The organism is Arthrobacter sp. UYCu712 (genome assembly GCF_040547005.1).
GTDB lineage: Bacteria > Actinomycetota > Actinomycetes > Actinomycetales > Micrococcaceae > Arthrobacter.
This window is the reverse complement of record NZ_JBEPOZ010000025.1, coordinates 16,788-35,079: the sequence shown is the minus strand read 5'-3', so window position 1 is coordinate 35,079 and position 18,292 is coordinate 16,788. Positions and strand designations below refer to the sequence as shown.

17 protein-coding genes are annotated in these 18,292 nt (G+C 67.6%); 7 read left to right on the top strand and 10 right to left on the bottom strand.

Annotation, left to right across the window (positions count from 1 at the left end):
• Positions 1 to 10 precede the first annotated feature (10 nt).
• Positions 11 to 2,221: an ATP-binding protein gene (locus ABIB51_RS19095; RefSeq protein WP_354190871.1), complete on the bottom strand. Its 2,211-nt coding sequence runs from the start codon at positions 2,219 to 2,221 to the stop codon at positions 11 to 13.
• A gap of 7 nt (positions 2,222 to 2,228) precedes the next feature.
• The gene (locus tag ABIB51_RS19090; RefSeq protein WP_354190869.1) at positions 2,229 to 3,836 is read right to left on the bottom strand and encodes a carboxyl transferase domain-containing protein; all 1,608 of its coding nucleotides are present in this window, start codon (positions 3,834 to 3,836) and stop codon (positions 2,229 to 2,231) included.
• 164 nt (positions 3,837 to 4,000) lie between these two features.
• Between ABIB51_RS19090 and ABIB51_RS19085 the strand changes: the two genes are divergently transcribed.
• Positions 4,001 to 4,672, top strand: coding sequence for an SACE_7040 family transcriptional regulator (locus tag ABIB51_RS19085; RefSeq protein ID WP_502916178.1), 672 nt, complete (start codon positions 4,001 to 4,003; stop codon positions 4,670 to 4,672).
• Positions 4,673 to 4,865: 193 nt separating this feature from the next.
• Here the strand turns inward: ABIB51_RS19085 and ABIB51_RS19080 are convergent, their stop codons facing one another.
• Genes ABIB51_RS19080 through pdhA form a run of 3 tightly spaced genes read right to left on the bottom strand, consistent with a single transcriptional unit; the run spans position 4,866 to position 8,421 of the window.
• Positions 4,866 to 6,236, bottom strand: a complete 1,371-nt coding sequence (locus ABIB51_RS19080) for a dihydrolipoamide acetyltransferase family protein (protein WP_354190865.1) — start codon at positions 6,234 to 6,236, stop codon at positions 4,866 to 4,868.
• Positions 6,233 to 7,243, bottom strand: coding sequence for an alpha-ketoacid dehydrogenase subunit beta (locus ABIB51_RS19075; protein WP_354190863.1), 1,011 nt, complete (start codon positions 7,241 to 7,243; stop codon positions 6,233 to 6,235). The genes ABIB51_RS19080 and ABIB51_RS19075 overlap by 4 nt, the downstream gene beginning before the upstream one ends.
• Positions 7,243 to 8,421 carry a pyruvate dehydrogenase (acetyl-transferring) E1 component subunit alpha gene (gene pdhA / locus ABIB51_RS19070; RefSeq protein WP_502916176.1) on the bottom strand — a complete coding sequence of 393 codons (1,179 nt, stop codon included), beginning with the start codon at positions 8,419 to 8,421 and terminating at the stop codon, positions 7,243 to 7,245. The genes ABIB51_RS19075 and pdhA overlap by 1 nt, the downstream gene beginning before the upstream one ends.
• Before the next feature lie 195 nt (positions 8,422 to 8,616).
• On the opposite strand from pdhA, the gene ABIB51_RS19065 reads away from it, so the two are divergent.
• A complete protein-coding gene (locus ABIB51_RS19065; RefSeq protein ID WP_354190861.1) occupies positions 8,617 to 9,090 on the top strand; it encodes an Lrp/AsnC family transcriptional regulator in 474 nt (157 codons plus the stop codon).
• Between the two features lie 161 nt (positions 9,091 to 9,251).
• The gene (locus ABIB51_RS19060) at positions 9,252 to 9,905 is read left to right on the top strand and encodes a hypothetical protein (protein WP_354190859.1); all 654 of its coding nucleotides are present in this window, start codon (positions 9,252 to 9,254) and stop codon (positions 9,903 to 9,905) included.
• A gap of 122 nt (positions 9,906 to 10,027) precedes the next feature.
• Here the strand turns inward: ABIB51_RS19060 and ABIB51_RS19055 are convergent, their stop codons facing one another.
• Both ABIB51_RS19055 and ABIB51_RS19050 read right to left on the bottom strand, forming a co-directional pair.
• Positions 10,028 to 11,644, bottom strand: coding sequence for a monocarboxylic acid transporter (locus ABIB51_RS19055; protein WP_354190857.1), 1,617 nt, complete (start codon positions 11,642 to 11,644; stop codon positions 10,028 to 10,030).
• Complete coding sequence (locus ABIB51_RS19050; RefSeq protein WP_354190855.1) at positions 11,641 to 12,021, bottom strand: DUF485 domain-containing protein; 381 nt, start codon at positions 12,019 to 12,021, stop codon at positions 11,641 to 11,643. The genes ABIB51_RS19055 and ABIB51_RS19050 overlap by 4 nt, the downstream gene beginning before the upstream one ends.
• A 203-nt stretch (positions 12,022 to 12,224) precedes the next feature.
• Here ABIB51_RS19050 and ABIB51_RS19045 point away from each other — a divergent pair, with 203 nt between their 5' ends.
• The 4 genes from ABIB51_RS19045 to ABIB51_RS19030 are packed head-to-tail and all read left to right on the top strand — an operon-like array spanning position 12,225 to position 16,059.
• Positions 12,225 to 13,442, top strand: coding sequence for a sensor histidine kinase (locus ABIB51_RS19045; RefSeq protein WP_354190853.1), 1,218 nt, complete (start codon positions 12,225 to 12,227; stop codon positions 13,440 to 13,442).
• 49 nt (positions 13,443 to 13,491) lie between these two features.
• On the top strand, positions 13,492 to 14,211 hold the full coding sequence (locus ABIB51_RS19040; RefSeq protein ID WP_354190852.1) for a LytR/AlgR family response regulator transcription factor: 720 nt from the start codon (positions 13,492 to 13,494) through the stop codon (positions 14,209 to 14,211).
• Positions 14,208 to 14,585, top strand: coding sequence for a DUF485 domain-containing protein (locus tag ABIB51_RS19035; RefSeq protein WP_354190850.1), 378 nt, complete (start codon positions 14,208 to 14,210; stop codon positions 14,583 to 14,585). The genes ABIB51_RS19040 and ABIB51_RS19035 overlap by 4 nt, the downstream gene beginning before the upstream one ends.
• A 7-nt stretch (positions 14,586 to 14,592) precedes the next feature.
• Complete coding sequence (locus ABIB51_RS19030; protein WP_354190934.1) at positions 14,593 to 16,059, top strand: sodium/solute symporter; 1,467 nt, start codon at positions 14,593 to 14,595, stop codon at positions 16,057 to 16,059.
• Positions 16,060 to 16,131: 72 nt separating this feature from the next.
• On the opposite strand, the gene ABIB51_RS19025 is transcribed toward ABIB51_RS19030, so the two are convergent.
• The 3 genes from ABIB51_RS19025 to frr all read right to left on the bottom strand — a co-directional run bounded on the left by ABIB51_RS19025 (position 16,132) and on the right by frr (position 18,278).
• Positions 16,132 to 16,710 (bottom strand): DivIVA domain-containing protein, encoded by a 579-nt coding sequence (locus tag ABIB51_RS19025; protein WP_354190848.1) that lies wholly within the window; start codon positions 16,708 to 16,710, stop codon positions 16,132 to 16,134.
• 90 nt (positions 16,711 to 16,800) lie between these two features.
• A complete protein-coding gene (locus ABIB51_RS19020) occupies positions 16,801 to 17,721 on the bottom strand; it encodes a phosphatidate cytidylyltransferase (RefSeq protein ID WP_354190846.1) in 921 nt (306 codons plus the stop codon).
• Positions 17,721 to 18,278, bottom strand: coding sequence for a ribosome recycling factor (frr, locus tag ABIB51_RS19015; protein WP_354190844.1), 558 nt, complete (start codon positions 18,276 to 18,278; stop codon positions 17,721 to 17,723). Before frr ends, ABIB51_RS19020 begins: the two co-directional genes overlap by 1 nt.
• Positions 18,279 to 18,292 lie beyond the last annotated feature (14 nt).

Below are 18,292 nucleotides of genomic sequence, written 5' to 3'. Positions count from 1 at the left end.
TCCCGGGTTGCTAGTCCGCCGCGCCCATCGCGATGACGGCTTCCTCGATCGTGTCCTCGGCTGCTTTGTCCGCCGAAGGCGGCGCAGCCACAGCGGCGGGGTGGATGGTGGCGAGCACCTGGTCCGCCTTGACGAGGTCGCCGGACGTGACGGTGAGGTGCACGGTGCCGTCCAGGGGTGCCACCAACTGGTGTTCCATCTTCATGGCCTCCACAGACACCAGCACCTGGCCGGCTTCCACGGTGTCGCCGTTGCGGACGGAAACGGAAACTACGGTGCCGGGCATCGGCGAGCGCACCGCCGGGTCCGCGGCGCCCTCCTCGCGTTCGACGGCGGCCAGCACCCGGGCAAGCCGGGTCTCGCGGGTGAGCACCTCGAGCCGGCAGGACCAGCCTTCGTTGCCGAAGAGCAGCTCCTGCGGGACGCCGGCGGCGGGGCCGCTCTGGTCCGGGTTCCCCGCCCCCCAGTACACCGGTGCCAACGCATACTCCCGGGCTTCGCCGTCGAGCGTCAGCTCCGCGTGGTGGCGTCGAGAGAAGCGCAAGGATGCCTTGCGCTGCGGTCCGCCGTCGACGGTCACGGTCACCGTGCCGAGCGCCACCTGTCCCGACACCGCTACCGTGGCCACACCGCCGTCCGGCAGCCCGAGGCTGATCCGCCGCGGCGGGCGGACACCGAGCCGCCAGCCGTCGCGGCGGTTCCACGGACCAGCCACCGGCAGCTGCGGACCCTGCTGTTCCATCGCCACCGTGTACAACGCGGCTGCCACGAGCTCGAAGTCGCCCGTGCGCCGGAAGCTGAAGTCCGGCATCTTCCGTTCGATCAGTCCGGTATCAAGCCGGCCGGCGCGGACGTCGGCGTCGTTGATCAGCAGCCGGAGATATTCGACGTTGGTGTCGATGCCCAGCGCGGTGTACCCGGCGAGCGCCCCGTCCAGCGTGTCGAGGGCCTCAGTGCGGTCCCGGCCCCACGCGATGACCTTGGAAATCATCGGGTCGTAGCTGGACGAGATCACGAGTCCCTCCACCAGGGCCGAATCCACCCGGACCTTGCCATCGGCGTCCCCAGGCACTTCGTCCAGGAGCACGACTGTTCCCGCCGACGGCATGAAGTTCCGTTCCGGGACCTCGGCGTAGACGCGCGCCTCCACCGAGTGGCCGGTGAGCACGACGTCGGCCTGCTGGACGGTGAGCATCTCGCCCGCGGCGATCCGGACCTGCCATTCGACGAGGTCGACGCCGGTGACCATTTCGGTGACGGGGTGCTCGACCTGAAGACGGGTGTTCATCTCCATAAAGAAGAACTCGTCCGGGGCGTTGTCCGACACCAGGAACTCCACCGTGCCGGCGCCGGAGTAGTTGACACTGCGCGCGGCCTGGCAGGCGGCCTCGCCGAGACGGGCCCGGATGCCCGCGCCGTCGGGCAGGGATTCCAGCAGCGGGGACGGTGCTTCCTCGATGACCTTCTGGTGGCGGCGCTGCAGGGAGCACTCGCGCTCCCCCAGATGGATGACGTTGCCGTGGTTGTCCGCGAGGACCTGGACCTCGATGTGCCGCGGGGTGAGCACCAGCCGCTCCAGGAACAGGGTGTCGTCGCCGAAGGCACTCGCGGCAACCCGCCGGGCAGTGGCCAGCGTCGCTTCGAGGTCCTCCGGGCGTTCCACAATGTGCATGCCCTTGCCGCCGCCGCCGGCGGAGGGCTTGATCAGCAGCGGGAAGCCGACGCCGGCCGCAGCCTCGATCAGCTGCGCGTCCGTCATGCCTGGTTCGGCGATGCCGGGGACCACCGGGACGCCGTAACCGGTGACGTGGTTTTTTGAGCGGATCTTGTCACCCATGACGTTCAGGGATTCGACGCCGGGTCCGATGAAGGTGATGCCGGCCGCGTCCAGGGCGCGGGCGAAGTCGACGTTCTCGCTCAGGAAGCCGTAGCCCGGGTGCACGGCGTCGGCGCCGGTGTCGCGGCAGGCCTGGATGATGGCCTCGATCTTCAGGTAGCTTTCGGCAGCGGCGGCCGGGCCGATCCGGACGGCGACGTCGGCTTCCCGCACGTGCCGGGCACCGGCGTCGGCGTCGGAATAGACGGCCACCGACCGGATGCCGAGGGCACGCAGGGTCCGGTGGACGCGGCACGCGATCTCACCGCGGTTGGCGACGAGCACGGTGCCGAACAGCGGCGTGGTGCCCTGCGGCTGCTGCAGGGGTGTGGAAGTTGTAGTCACTGCTGGCTCACATCCGGAAAAGGCCGAAGGAGGTCTCCGGCAGCGGGGTGCGGGAGACGACATCGAGCGCCAGTCCCAGGACGGTGCGGGTGTCCGCGGGGTCGATCACGCCGTCGTCCCAGAGGCGGGCGGTGGAGTAGTAGGGGCTGCCCTGGTCCTCGTACTGGGCCTTGATCGGGGCCTTGAAGGCTTCCTCGTCCGCCGCGGACCATTCCTCGCCGCGGGCCTCGTACTGGTCACGCTTGACGGTGGCGAGCACGCTGGAGGCCTGGTTGCCGCCCATCACGGAGATCCGGGACGCCGGCCACATCCACAGGAAGCGCGGCGAGTAGGCCCGCCCGCACATGGAATAGTTGCCGGCGCCGAAGGACCCGCCAATCACGACCGTCAGCTTGGGAACCCGGGCGGTGGCGACGGCGGTGACCATCTTGGCGCCGTTCTTGGCGATGCCGCCCTGCTCGTAGTCCTTGCCGACCATAAAGCCGGAGAGGTTCTGCAGGAAGATCAGCGGGATGCCGCGCTGGTCGCAGAGCTCGATGAAGTGCGCGCCCTTGAGGGAGGACTCGCTGAAGAGCACGCCGTTGTTGGCCACGATGCCGACGGGGTGGCCGTGCAGCCTCGCGAATCCGGTCACGAGGGTGGTGCCGTAGTTCTTCTTGAATTCGTGGAAGCGGCTGCCGTCCACGAGCCGGGCGATGACCTCGCGGACGTCGTACTGCGCGTTCACATCGGTGGGGACGGCGCCGTAGAGCTCGTCCGGGTCCGCGAGGGGTTCGACGGCGGTGTCGATGTCCCATACCGGGGCGGCCGGCCGGGGCAGGGTGGAGACGATGTCGCGGACGATCTGGAGGGCGTGCTCATCGTTCTCGGCCAGGTGGTCGGTGACGCCGGAGATTTTCGAGTGCACGTCGCCGCCGCCGAGTTCCTCCGCGGTGACGATCTCGCCGATGGCGGCCTTCACGAGCGGCGGGCCGCCCAGGAAGATGGTGCCCTGGTTGCGGACGATGACGGTCTCGTCGCTCATCGCGGGGACATAGGCGCCGCCGGCGGTACAGGAGCCCATCACGGAGGCGATCTGCGGGATTTTGGCCGCGGACATCCTGGCCTGGTTGAAGAAGATCCGGCCGAAGTGTTCCTTGTCCGGGAAGACCTCGTCCTGCTTGGGCAGGAAGGCGCCGCCGGAGTCGACGAGGTAGATGCAGGGCAGCCGGTTCTCCATGGCGATCTCCTGCGCCCGCAGGTGCTTCTTCACGGTCAGGGGGTAGTACGTGCCGCCCTTGACGGTGGCGTCGTTGGAGATCACGAGGACCTGGCGGCCGTGCACCAGGCCGATGCCGGCAATGACCCCCGCGCCCGGGGAGTCATCGTTGTACATTCCGTTGGCCGCGAGCGGCGCAATTTCCAGGAAGGGGCTGCCCTCGTCGAGCAGCTGGTCAATGCGTTCGCGCGGGAGCAGTTTGCCGCGGGCCACATGGCGTTCCCGGGACTTCTCCGGACCGCCCAGGGCTGCGGCGGCGAGGCGTGCCCGCAGCTCACGGGCGAGTCCCAGCTGCGCCTCCCGGTTCGCGGCGAAGGCTGCGCTGCTGGCGTCCAGCTGGCTGGCGATTGTCTCCATTGACTGCTTCCGTTCTCGGCCTACATGCTGGGGGCCTGCATTGCGGCCATTCCAGCCACTTCGGTTAGTACCGCATAACTGAGATTTAGGTTAGTCTCTATTAACTGTGATGTCCAACACAGGACAGCATGAAGCACGTGGAAATTCGAAACGAGGACCTGCCGGTGACCGAGTCCAGCCAGACAACCCAGGCCCCTCCTGCCCCGGGCCCGCCCGCTTCGACGCCGCCTGTTTCGACCCAGCGCAGCCAGGCCAAGGAGAACCGCCGGCAGGCACTCCTGTCCGCGGCAGCCGAGCTGTTCGCCGTCGATGGCTTCAACCGCGTTTCGCTGGAGGACCTCGGCGCCGCGGCAGGCGTCAGCGGCCCGGCGGTCTACCGGCACTTCTCCGGCAAGCAGGCCGTCCTCGGGGCATTGCTGCTCAGCGTCAGCCAGGACCTCCTCGACGGCGGCCGCCGGGTGGTGACCGACTCCGACGGCGCCGCTGCGGCCCTGGCCGGCCTGGTCACGTTCCACGTCGACTTTGCGCTGAGCAACCCCGACGTCATCCGGGTCCAGGACCAGGATTTCAGCAACCTGGCCGAGGACGACCAGGCCGAGGTCCGAACGCTCCAGCGCAACTACGTGGAGCTCTGGGTTGAGGTCCTGGCCGGATTGCACACCGATACCGAAGCCGCCGAGCTGCGGATGCGCGCCCACGCCACCTTCGGCTTGATCAACTCCACGCCGCACTCGGTGCGCAGCCACGGGCGCCGGATCGCGGTGAAGCGCGCCCGCCCGCTGCTCGAAAGCATGGCACTGGCCGCGCTTATGGCCCCGGCCACGCCGCAGGGCTGAAGCCCCCACACCCGCGGCTCCTGCGCGAGTCCGGCGCGCCGTCCGGGGGCACTTTGGCGCGGACACGCCGCAGACCAAGGCGCCGACGTCGGACAGTGCGTTGGAAGTGCCCCCGGACGGATCGCCTCTCCACGAAAAACGGCGGCCGGCTGCCCCTGGGAGGGAACAGCCGGCAGCCGTGATATCGGGGCCGTTAGACCATGGCGAGTGCCATGCCCGGATCGGCCAGGATGGCGCCGAGGTCCTGGAGGAAGCGCGAGCCTTGTTCGCCGTCGACCAGCCGGTGGTCGAAGGACAGGCTGAGCGTCATGACCTGGCGCAGCGCCACCTGGTCCTGGTATTCCCACGGCATCTTCCGGACCGCACCGAGGGCGAGGATCGCGGCCTCGCCCGGGTTCAGGATGGGCGTGCCGGCGTCGATGCCGAAGACGCCGATGTTCGTGATGGAGATGGTGCCGCCGGAGAGATCGGCAGGGGCGGTCCTGCCCGCCCGTGCCGTGTCCGTCAGCGCCGTCAGGGCGGTGGAGAGCTCCATCAGCGACATCCTGTCCGCGTCCTTGATGTTCGGCACGGTCAGGCCGCGCGGAGTCGCCGCCGCAATGCCCAGGTTCACATAGTTGAACTGGACGATCTCCTGGTTCGCCTCATCCCACCGGGCGTTGAGCGTCGGGTGGTTGCGCAGGGCGATCAGCACCGCCTTGGACACGATGGTCAGCGGCGTGAGCTTGTAGCCGGCGAACGCGCGGGTGGCCTTGAGCCGGGCCAGCAGTTCCATAGTGGGCGTGACGTCGAGGGTCAGGAATTCCGTGACGTGCGGCGCGGTGAAGGCGCTGGAGACCATCGCGGCGGCGGTGAACTTCCGGACCCCCTTGATCGGTGTGCGCGTCTCCCGCTCGCCCTGTGCGCGGCCGGCAGCGGGGACGGCCTGGGTGCCGGCGGGTTCCTGGGCTGCCGCGGGCAGGTCCCCTCCGCCGACGAAGTTCAGGACGTCGTCGCGGGTGATGAGCCCGTGCTCGCCCGTCCCGGTGACGGCTTCGAGGTCGACGCCGAGATCCTTCGCCAGTTTGCGCACCGGCGGAGTGGACCGCGGCCGTTCGCCCGGCCGCTGTTCGGTCTCGACGACCGGCGCGGTCTCGACCACAGGTGCGGGAACGACGGGTGCGGGCTCAACGGCTTCAACCGGGGCGGGCGCGGTGAGCGAAGCCGCCGTGGCGAAGCTGCGGGCACGGCGTGCCGGCCGGCCGGAATTCTCCAGGACGGCGCCGTAGCCGACGAGGTTCGGTTCACGCTTGGCGGCGGGCGCGTCGTCGTCGCCCTCTACTTCGAAGGAGACAATCGGTTTGCCGACCTCCACGACGGTGCCGGGCTGTTCGTGCAGCGCCGTGATCACACCGGCGAACGGTGAGGGCAGTTCGACGACGGCCTTGGCCGTTTCGACCTCGGCGATGATCTGGTTGAGGGTGACGGTATCCCCCACCGCGACCTTCCAGGCCACGATTTCCGATTCCGTGAGGCCCTCGCCGAGGTCCGGCAGCCTGAATTCCTTGATCATTGTGGCGCTCATCCTTCCAGTCCGCTCAGGGAGTTGGGGCGGCCGAACGCGCGGTCGACGCCGTCGAGGATCCGGTCCAGGCCGGGCAGGTGGTGCATCTCAAGCTTTGAATAGGGGTACGGGACGTCGAAGCCGGTGACCCGGACCGGGGCGGCCTCGAGGTGGTGGAAGCAGCGCTCAGTGATGCTGGCGGCCACTTCGGCGCCGATGCCGCCGGACTGGGAGGCCTCGTGCGTGATGACGAGCCGGCCGGTCTTCCGGACCGAGGCCTCCAGGGTGGCGAAGTCCACCGGGGCCAGCGAGCGCAGGTCGATCACTTCAACCGAGACGCCTTCATCGGCGGCGGCGAGGGCCGCGTCGCGGGCGGTCTTGACGAGCGGGCCGTACGCCACGAGCGTCACGTCCTTGCCCTCGGTGACGATGCGGGCCTTCTCCATGGACAGGGCGGTGCCAAGGTCAAGGGACTCGTCCACCTCGCCCTTGTCGTGGTAGCGGCGCTTGGGTTCGAAGTAGAGCACCGGGTCATCCGAGGCGATGGCCTGCTGGATCATCGTGTAGGCGTCCTGCGGGTTGGAGACGCTGACCACGCGCAACCCGGAGGTGTGGGTGAAGTAGGCCTCGGGCGATTCGGAGTGGTGTTCCGGGGAGCCGATGCCGCCGCCGAAGGGTACGCGGATGGTGATGGGCATTTTGACCGCGCCCTGGGTGCGGTAGTGCATCTTGGCGACCTGGCTGACGATCTGGTCGAAGGCCGGGTAGATGAAGCCGTCGAACTGGATCTCCACGACCGGCCGGTAGCCGCGGTAGGCAAGACCGACGGCGGTGCCCATGATGCCGGACTCGGCGAGCGGGGTGTCAACGACGCGGTGCTTGCCGAAGTCCTTTTGCAGTCCGTCCGTCACGCGGAAGACGCCGCCGAGGGCGCCGATGTCCTCCCCCATCAGGATCACCTTGGGATCATTTTCGAGGGACTTGCGCAAACCCGAATTAATGGCTCGGGCAAAGGTCATCTGCGTCATCAGCGTGCACCTTCTTCAGAAGAGGCTTCTGCGGGATCGCCGAAGGAAGCCAGGTAACGGGAATAGTGGTCCTGCTGGCGGTCCAGCGTGGAGTTGGGCGTGCTGTACACGTGCTTGAAGATTTCCATCGGCTGCGGTTCGGGCATGCTGATGGTGCCGGCGCGGAGCCCCTTGGCCACGGAGTCGGCCTTGGCTGCGACGGCGGCTTCGAAATCTTCGGTGAGCAGGCCCTTGCGGTCCAGCAGGGACTTCAGCCGCGCGATCGGATCCTTGGCGGCCCAGTCCTCGAGCTCGTTGGCGTCCCGGTATCGGGTGGGGTCGTCCGCCGTCGTGTGCGGGCCCATCCGGTAGGTCACGGCTTCGATAAACGTCGGTCCGCCGCCCCGGCGGGCCCGGTCGAGGGCGATGCGGGTCGCGGCCATCACGGCCAGGACGTCGTTGCCGTCCACCCGCATGCTCGGGATGCCGAATCCGGAAGCGCGGTCCGCGATCTGGATGTGGGACTGGAGCCGGACCGGTTCCGAGATGGCCCAGTGGTTGTTCTGGCAGAAAAATACGACCGGAGCCTGGAAGCTCGCAGCGAAAACCAAGGCTTCGTTGACGTCGCCTTCGCTCGTGGCGCCGTCGCCGAAGTACGCCACGGCGGCCGAATCGGCGCCGTCGTTCTGGATGCCCATGGCGTAGCCGGTGGCGTGCAGCGTCTGGGCGCCGATAATGATCTGCTGCGTGGCGACGTTGACCGTGTAGGGGTCCCAGCCGGCGAGCGCATTGCCACGCCAGGCCCGGACGAGGTCCTCCGCATTCACACCGCGGCAGTAGGCGACGCCGTTGTCACGGTAGCTGGGGAAGACGAAGTCGTCGTCGCGGAGGGCACGTGCGGAGCCGATCTGGGAAGCTTCCTGGCCCAGCAGCGGCGGCCAGAGGGCCAGCTCACCCTGGCGCTGCAGGGCGGTGGCCTCTGCGTCGATCCGGCGGATGACCACCATGTCCTCGTAAAGCGCGCCGAGCTGCTCGTCACTGACATCCTGGACCCAGGGGTCGAACTCGGGATGGTTTACGCGTTCACCCCCGGGGGTGATGAGCTGGACGAGATCCCCGCCCGTGCGCCTGTTTGATTCTGCACTGTTCCCGGGGCCCCCGGCGGCAATGCCGCCCTTGCCCGCGTCGTCGGTAAACACAGTTGTCCGCACCTTCTGACGTCGTCTGACCGGTGCTCGCAGGACTCGTGATCCCGTTGCGCGCCAGCCGCCCGGGCGCCGTTGCCCCGGATATTTGTGACCCTACTCACAATGCTCATCGGGTACAACCGCCCGGAATAATACTGAGCATTATGCACTGTCCTGCCCCCACCGACCGTGCTAATCTTGCGCATTATGCAAACCTTGGATGGCACCGACACCCGCCTGCTTTCGGCCATGGCGCGGGATCCCCGGCGCACCGTGGTGGCCCTCGCCCAGAAGCTCGGTCTGTCCCGGAACACCGTGCAGGCGAGGATGGCCCAGCTAGAGAAAAAACACGTCTTCCTCTCCTTCGAGCGGCGCATCAACCCGACCTCGCTCGGCTATCCGTTGATGGCCTTTATCTCCGTACACGTCCAGCAGCAAAAGCTGGGCCAGCTGGCGGTGGAGCTTGCCGGAATTCCCGAAATCCTGGAGGGCTACGGCCTGACGGGTTCGGCGGACCTGCTCCTTCGCGTCGTGGCGCTCGACGCCGAGGACCTGTTCCGGATCAACGGAAAGATCCTGGCCTGCGACGGCGTCGACCGGACGGACACAGCCCTGGCTATGGGCGAGCTGATTCCGTTCCGCATCCAGCCACTCCTGGAGCGGGGCCCGGCCGAAAGCTGAGCCCGGGCCGCTGGCGCCCCGCCGGCGGAGCCCCGCCATTTTTTGATGGTCTCGCCGGGGACGTAGCTATAGGCTGTGTCCCATCAACTCCGCATGGTCCCCGGTACACGGCCCATGCAATCAAGGCAGTGATTTTGCGGGCTGCCGGAAAGGATTGAATCTTGAGCAATCCTCAGGACGCCGAACGCCCGGACCCGCAGGAATCCCGCCCCGAACCGGCCGGCCCGCAGCCACCCGCACCGCAGTACGGGCCGCCGCCGCACGGCGCACCCCAGTACGGGCCACCCCGGTACGAACCCGCCGGCCCGCAGGCACCACCCGGACCCCAGTACGGGCCGCCGCAGGATGGGGCACCGGACCAGTTCGGCGCACCTCAACCGCCGCCACAGAAGAGCCGGAAGGCGCTGTGGATTGTGCTGGGGATTGTCGGCGGGGTCCTGCTGCTCGTGGGGGTCGGCGTCGCGGTGCTCCTGAACGTCGTCGGCGGCGCATCGCATCAGGCCCGGGACCTCGCCGATGACTTCAACAAGCTGATCATCGCCGGGGACACCGGCACCGCCTACGACAAGTACCTTGATCCGGCACTCATGGAGAAGCTCACCAGGGACGACTTTGTCGCCGGAGTCAAAGGCCTGGAACTAGACGGCTCCTGCAAGCCCAACTACACGGACCTCAAGGTCAGCACCAACGGCACCAACGGGGTAGACGTCGCAGGCTCACTCGACTGCGACGGCAAGAAGGTTGATCTGGCGTACCGCTTCGAGGGCAAAGACGAACTCAGGATGGTCAACATCCGGCTCAGGCCCGCCGCCTGAGCCCGCCTGAGTCCGCGCACGACCGGCAGCAAACCAACAGGAGCTCCCGTGCAATCGCACGGGAGCTCCTGTCGTTCCATCCGCGGGCCGGCGACAGCGCCGGCACGGCCCGCGGTTTGCCGTCAGTGGTTGGTGGCCTTTTCGGCGCCCACACCCGTGAGGGAGCGGACTTCCATTTCGGCCTGCTTGGTGGTGTCTTCCAGCTTCTTGTCCAGCACCGTGCCGAGCCAGCCGAGGAAGAAGGCCAGAGGGATGGAGACGATGCCGGGGTTGCTCAGCGGGAAGATCGCGAAGTTGGCGCCCGGGATCATGGACGTCTTGGCCCCCGAGACCACCGGGGACAGTGCGATCAGGATGATGGCCGAGCCGAGGCCGCCATACATGCTCCAGATGGCACCCTGGGTAGTGAAGCGGCGCCAGAACAGCGAGTAGATGATCGTCGGCAGGTTGGCCGAGGCAGCCACCGCGAAGGCCAGCGCCACGAGGAACGCGACGTTCTGCCCGTTGGCGAAAATGCCGCCGACGATCGCCAGCACACCGATCACAACCACGGTCCTCCGCGCCACCTTGACCTCGGTATCCGGGTCCGCCTTGCCCTTGGCGAGGACGTTGGCATAGATGTCGTGGGCGAAGGATGCCGCGGCGGTGATGGTGAGGCCGGCGACGACAGCCAGGATCGTGGCGAAGGCAACTGCGGAGATGAAGCCGAGCAGCAGCGGTCCGCCGAGGTGGAACGCGAGCAGCGGAGCCGCGGAGTTGACGCCGCCCGGTGCGGACTTGATCGTGTCCGCGCCTACCAGGGCAGCCGCGCCGTAGCCGAGCACCAGGGTGAACAGGTAGAACAGGCCGATCAGCCAGATGGACCAGACAACCGATTTGCGGGCCTCTTTGGCCGTGGGGACGGTGTAGAAGCGCATCAGCACGTGCGGAAGTGCGGCGGTGCCGAGTACCAGGGCCAGGCCCAGGGACATGAAGTCAAGCTTGGACGTTTCCGACTTGCCGTACTGCAGGCCCGGGTTCAGGACTGCCGGGTTCTTGGCGGTTTCCACCGCGCCGCCCAGCAGGTCGGACAGGTTGAAGCCGTAAATCGCCAGGACCCAGAAGGTCATGACCGCAGCGCCTGCGATCAGCAGCATGGCCTTGATGATCTGCACCCACGTGGTGCCCTTCATGCCGCCGATCAGGACGTACATGATCATCAGGGCGCCGACGACGATAATCACCAGGGCCTGGCCGCCCCAGTCGCTGATGCCCAGCAGCAGTGAGATGAGGCTGCCGGCGCCGGCCATCTGGGCCAGGAGGTAGAAGAAGCAGACGGCCAGGGTGGAAATGGCGGCCGCGATCCGGACGGGACGCTGCTTGAGGCGGAAGGAGAGCACATCCGCCATGGTGAACTTGCCGGTGTTGCGGAGCAGCTCGGCCACAAGCAGCAGGGCTACCAGCCAGGCGACGAGGAAGCCGATGGAGTACATAAAGCCGTCATAGCCGTTGATGGCGATGGCGCCGGTGATGCCAAGGAAGGAAGCCGCGGAGAGGTAGTCCCCGGCGATGGCCGTGCCGTTCTGCGGGCCGGTGAAGGACCGTCCGGCGGCGTAGTAGTCGGCCGCCGTCTTGTTGTTGCGGCTGGCGCGGATCACGATAAACATGGTCACCGCCACGAACAGGGCGAAGATGCCCATGTTCAGGAGGGTGGTTTCTTTGAGTGCGGCGACGTTGACCGCAGGGACCATAAGTGTCATTTTCCTGAACCGCCCACCGGATTGCCGTGCTTGTCGAATTCGTGGCCTTCGATTTCCTGGCGGATCTCTGCGGCGATCGGGTCAAGTTTCCTGTTCGAATAGCTGACGTACCAGCTGGTGATGGCGAACGTGGACACGAACTGCAGCAGGCCCATGATGAGGCCGACATTGATGTTGCCCCACACCTTGGTGGACATGAATTCGACCGCGTAGTCGGCCAGCAGGACGTAGGCGAAGTACCAGAGCAGGAATGCAATGGCCATTGGAAAGACAAAGCTGCGGTGACGTTTGCGCAGTTCCTGGAAGCGCTCCGTCGCTTGGACTTCCTTGAAGTCCACGGCCGCCGCAGCGTCCGGTTCTTGGGCTTCGTGACCCATCGTTCCTCCTCATTGAGACTGGCGAGTCCACACCGGCTGCCCTGACCTGTTGGAAACAGTCCCGCCAATGTGACTGCAATCACTATGCATCGTGATGCGCGCAACATCTACGTCCGCCCTGCTCTGCGTCGCTCAACGGTCCCGATGCTGCGCCCAACGGTGGCCGCCCGGCTCCCCGGCCATGGTCGCGATACGCTGGCAGCATGCCGGATTCTCCGCTGTTTACCGCTGCCGCCATCGCCGTGATCGCCATGGCAATCGCCGTCGTCGTTGCCGTCGGCCTCAAGGTCCTCCGCTCGTTCCGGGAGCTGGGCACCGACGCGGAACAGGCCACCTACAAGACCCTGCACGCCGCTTCACGGGCCGGGCAGCATCTGCGGACGGGACTCAACCCTGCCGGCGCCGCCAAGGCCAGCCGCCAGCTGCGCAGCCTGCTGGGCTGCGACGCGCTGGCGATCACGGACACCAACGGGGTCCTTGCCTGGGACGGCACCGGCGAGGAACTCAAGCCAGCGTTGATGGGGCTCGCAGCCCGCGTGCTCGACGGCGGCCACACCGCCGTGATCCCCGCCGGCGAGCTGCAGCTCCTTGCCGGAGCCGGCGCCCCCGGGACGCTGGCGCCTGAGGTGGAGCGCGCCGTCGTGATCGCCCCGATCAGGGCCGGCACCCGGGTGGTGGGCATTGTGGCAGCCTTCGCCCCGTCGGCCGGCGCGGGACTGGTCCGCGCGACCAGCGAGGTGGCCGACTGGGTGGCCACGCAGGTGGAACTGGCCGAGCTCGATGCCAACCGAACTCTGCTGATGGAAGCCGAGGTCCGGGCGCTGCGTGCCCAGATCAGTCCGCACTTCATCTACAACTCGCTGAACGCAATCGCGTCCTTCATCAACACGGACCCGGTGCGGGCCCGCGAACTCGTGGTGGAATTCGCCGACTTCACCCGCTATTCCTTCCGCCGGCATGGTGACTTCACCACACTGGCTGAGGAGCTGCGCTGCATCGACCGCTACCTGCTGCTGGAACGCGCCCGGTTCGGGGACCGGGTCCAGGTGAGCCTGCGGATCGCACCCGAGGTGCTCAGCACCGTGATCCCCTTCCTGAGCCTGCAGCCGCTCGTGGAAAACGCCGTCCGGCACGGGCTCGAAGCCAAGGAAGGCCCGGGCCATATCTCGATCACCGCCAATGATTCCGGAGCCTTCGCCCAGGTGACCATCGAGGACGACGGCGTGGGCATGGATCCCGAACAGCTGCGCTCCGTCCTCGCCGGGCACGGCGACGGCGACCACGTCGGGCTGCGCAACGTCGACGCCAGGCTGCGGCAGGTCTACGGCGAGGATAACGGGCTCGTGATCGAAACGGCTCCCGGGGAGGGCACGCTGATCACCATGCGTGTGCCCAAGTCGCAGCCCAGCCACGACGCCTGACCCGCCCGTCTGACACGTGTCAAAATGCCTGCGGCAGTAGTCTAGAACCATGATTAACGTCCTCGTCGCCGACGACGAGCTGCCCGCCGTCGAGGAACTGGCATTCCTGCTGGGCAAAGATGACCGGATCGGGACGATCCAACGTGCGTCCTCCGGCACCGAGGCACTCCGCGCGCTTGAAGCCGGGGAGGTCGACGCCGTCTTCCTCGACATCCACATGCCGGCACTCTCCGGGCTCGACATTGCCCGGGTCATCGCCCGCAGCGCCCACCCGCCGGCCGTTGTGTTCGTCACGGCGGACGAGGACTGCGCGCTGGAAGCGTTCGAGCTCGCTGCCGTGGACTATCTGCTGAAGCCCGTTCGGGAAGAACGGCTGGCGAAGTCCATCGGCCGGATCAGCGAACTGCTCAAGGACGGGGCCCCGGCACCGGAAATGATCACCGTGGACCTTGGCGGCCACACCAAGATGATCCGGCGCGAGGACGTCACCTATGTGCAGGCGCAGGGCGACTACGCCAGGCTGCACACCGCGGACGCGAGCTACCTCATCCGCGTTCCGCTGGCCGACCTCGAGCAGCAATGGGCCGACGCCGGGTTCATCCGCACGCACCGCTCCTACCTGATCGCGTTGAACCACGTCAGCCACATGAAACTCGCGGCGGCCCGCCCCAGCGTCACCGTTGCCGGGGCCGAGCTGCCCATCAGCCGCCGGCACCTGCCGTCCGTGCGGGAGAAGCTGGAGTCGACCCGGATCCGGCCGCAGGCATGACCCGCGTCCGCGTGACCGCGCCCCGCAGCCTGACGCAGGGCCGTACGGCTCTGCCCGCCGCCCGGTCCGCCGCCGATGCCCGCGAGGCGGCAGAGGAATCCGACGCCGGGCAGGTCTTTGTCCGCTCACTGATCCGCTCCCAGCTGCGGCTGGGCCTTGTGGTGGCACTTGGTTTCCTGCTGATCCTCTTCGCGTATCCGCTCATGCTGGGGCTGGTGCCGGGACTCGCGGACTCGACGATCGCCGGCCTGCCCTTCGACTGGGTACTCCTGGGCGCCGGCATCTACCCCGTGATCGGCCTCAGCGCGTGGCTGTATGTGCGCTCTGCTGCACGGAATGAGGCCCGCTACCGGGACCTGGCCGGGGACAAGTGAGGCGCCGGTGAACCCGGCGGTGGGCCTCACGGCTTTCGCCGCCGTCTCGCTGGCCACGGCGGTCATCGGTTTTTACGGCCTCCGGATCTCGCGCACCACCGGGGACTTCTACGTGGCGTCCCGGACCGTGCGGCCCTGGTGGAACGCATCGGCGATCGGCGGGGAGTACCTTTCCGCCGCAAGCTTCCTCGGCGTCGCGGGACTGATCCTGCTCTCCGGCACGGATGCCCTGTGGTTCCCGGTGGGCTACACCGCCGGCTACCTGATGCTGCTGCTCTTTGTGGCCGCTCCCCTGCGGCGTTCCGGCGCGTACACCATCCCTGACTTCACCGAAGCCCGGCTCGACTCCCGGGCGGTCCGCCGCGTCACCAGCGTGGTGGTGGTGCTGGTCGGCTGGCTCTACATCGTTCCGCAGCTCCACGGCGCCGCCCTGGCGATCCGGATCACCACGGGGCTGCCGGCGTGGGTGGGCCAGGTGGCGGTGGTTGCCGTCGTCTGTGTCACGGTGGTGGCGGGCGGGATGCGGTCCATCACCTTCGTCCAGGCCTTCCAGTACTGGCTGAAGCTGACGGCGCTGGCCGTTCCGGTCCTGTTCATCCTGTTCGTGCTCGCCGGAACCGGCGCCCCCACCGTGTCCGATGCGGGGGTGAATCCCACCGCCGCGGCCCCGGCCAGCCCGTACCAGAACATTTCCCTGCTGGTGGCGCTGCTGTTCGGCACCCTGGGGCTGCCGCATGTCCTGGTGCGGTTCTACACCAATCCGGACGGCCAGTCCGCGCGGCGGACCACACTGATTGTGCTGGGCCTGCTCTCGGTCTTCTACCTGTTCCCGACGGCGTACGGCCTGATCGGACGCCTCTTCGCACCCGGGCTGGCGCGGACCGGGCAGGCCGACGCGCTGGTCCTGCTGCTTCCGGGGCAGCTGGTCGGCGGGACGGCCGGAGACCTGCTGTCCGCCCTCGTGGTGGCAGGTGCGTTCGCCGCGTTCCTGTCCACCACGTCCGGGCTGGTGGTCTCCCTCGCGGGCGTGATCAGCCAGGACGTGCTCGGCGGCAGTGTGCGGGGCTTCCGGCTCGCGGCGGTCGTCTCGGCGATCGGGCCGCTGGGGATCGCGTCGATGACGGACTCGCAGGCACTGGCCGGCAGCGTGGGGCTGGTGTTCGCGTTCACGGCGTCAACGATCTGCCCGGTGCTGCTGCTGGGCATCTGGTGGCGCGGGCTGACGGACGCGGGGGCGATCGCAGGCATGGTGACCGGCGGGTTGCTCTGCGGCGGGGCGATGGTGGCCGGTGCCATGCTGGGCGGCGCCGGGACGCCGTCGTGGCTTGCGCAACCCGCGGCCTGGACGGTGCCGGCAGCCTTCACCGTGATGGTCCTGGTGTCCCGTGCAACCAGCCACCGTGTGCCGCGGACCATCACGCGGCTGATGACCAGGCTGCACACTCCCGAACGGCCGCTGGCGACCGAACGCTGACCGGGGCCGCGGGCCTGGCCGCGGCCGGGCGGGCCGCGCCAGCGCGGCGGCCCTCAAGAGCCGGGCGGGCCGTCAGTCGATGGCGGCCATCAGTTCGACGGCGCGGTCCAGGAAGGCGTCCACCTGGCTTTCCTCATAGCCTTCGCGGCCCGCTGCAGGCCGGAACACGGCACGCCGGACGTTGTCCACGCTCAACGGCCGGTCCTCTTCGAGGTAGCCGATCAGCTCGTGGCACAGGTCATCCACATCCGTCGTGTTGTAGCTGCGGACCTTGGTTTTGCCGGGACGGCGGAAGCGCTGGCCGTCGGGACGGTGGAGCCGTCCGCGGAGCAGCCCGGCCAGCCGCCCGATGTCGCGGAGCCAGGCTTCCTCGCCGCGTTCCCCGATCAGTTCATCGCGTTCCTGCAGGGCGAGGGCATCCTCGAGCCGGTCCAGCGCGGCGTCCACGCCTGCCGCGGCATAACCGCCCTTGACGGGGTCGAAGGTGACGGCCCGCACGTCGGCGCTTTTGACCGGACGGCCCGCCACGCTCGGGGATTCGAACGACACCCGGGCGCGCTGCAGGAACTGATCGACCTGCTTGGCGTTGTAGCCATACTGGTTCCGCTGCACGCGGTCAAAGGAGGCAGGAATCTGCCGTTGAATGTCCACTGTAACTATGTTTCCTTCAATGCCGTTCGGCTAGTTTGCTGGCACCATTCTAGGGCCGGACTTGGAACGAAGTTGGAACCGGGCGGGGCGCTAGGTGCCGGCGACGGCGGAAAAGAGGATAAAAGCCACCGGCGAGGCGAACACAATCGAGTCCAGCCGGTCCATCACTCCCCCGTGGCCGGGCAGGATACTGCTCATGTCCTTGATGCCGAGTTCGCGCTTCACCATGGATTCGGCGAGGTCGCCCGCCGTGGCCGCAGCGACCATGCCCACTGCGAGCACCGCACCCACCCACCAGGGCTTGTCCAGCACGAAGATGCTGGCCAGCACGCCAATCACCATGGCGCCGGCGATGGAGCCGCTGAAACCCTCCCAGGTTTTTTTCGGGCTGATCTTCGGGGCCATCGGGTGCTTGCCCAGGGATGCGCCGACGAGATAGCCGAAGGTGTCGTTCGAGACCACCAGCAGCAGGAGGGTGGCGATCTGCCATGCGCCCGGCGGCACGACGCCGTCGGGCCACAGTCCCACCGGCGTCTCACCGCCGGAAGTATGCAGTGGAAGCACGGCAAAGCTGATCAGGAAGGGCACCCACGCCATGGTGAAGACTCCGGCGAAGATGCTGCGCGCCGATCCCGCCGCGCCCTCCAGGGAACGCCACAGGAGAGCGGCCACACTGCTGAGCAGCATGGCGAACAGGAGGCTTTCCTGGCCGCCAAAGTAGGCGGCGAGCGGCATGGCTACCGTTCCGACCATCACCGGGATGATCGGCAGCCGGGTCCCGGAGGCCTCGAGCGCCCGGAAAATCTCCCAGACGCCGAAGATGGCGAAGGTGGTGACGACCAGTACGAAGCCGAGCGGAAGGAACAGCAGACCCCCGAGGACGACCACGAGCATGCCGAGGCCCACCGCGGTGGCGGCGGGAAGGTTCCTACCGGCTTTGGGCGTCGGGTTACTGCGTTGCTTCCCCCGCCCCCGGACGTGTGGTCCGGGGGCTTGCTGTGCTTGACCCATCAGACCTCGAGCAGCTCGGCTTCCTTGCGCTTGAGCAGTTCGTCGATGCCGTCGACGTGGGCCTTGGTCATGGCGTCGAGTTCCTTCTCGCCACGGCTGCCCTCGTCCTCGCCGGCTTCGCCGTCCTTGACCAGTTTGTCCAGTGTTTCCTTTGCCTTGCGGCGGATGTTGCGGATGGAGATCTTGGCGTCCTCGCCCTTGGTCTTGACGATCTTGACGTATTCCTTGCGGCGCTCCTGCGTCAGGTCCGGGATGGTGATCCGGATGACGTTGCCGTCGTTGGAGGGGTTGGCTCCGACCTCGGAGTCACTCAACGCACGCTCGATGTCGCGCAGCGCGGTCTTGTCGAAGGGCGTGATGAGGATGGTACGGGCGTCCGGGATGGCGAAAGAGGCCAGCTGCTGCAGGGGCGTCGGAGAACCGTAGTAGTCCACCAGGACCTTGTTGTACAGGCCAGGGTTGGCGCGGCCGGTACGGATCGAGGCGAAGTCTTCCTTGGCTACTTCAACCGCCTTGTCCATCTTGTCCCCGGCTTCGAGCAAGGTTTCTTCGATCACGATCTCTCCTCAGA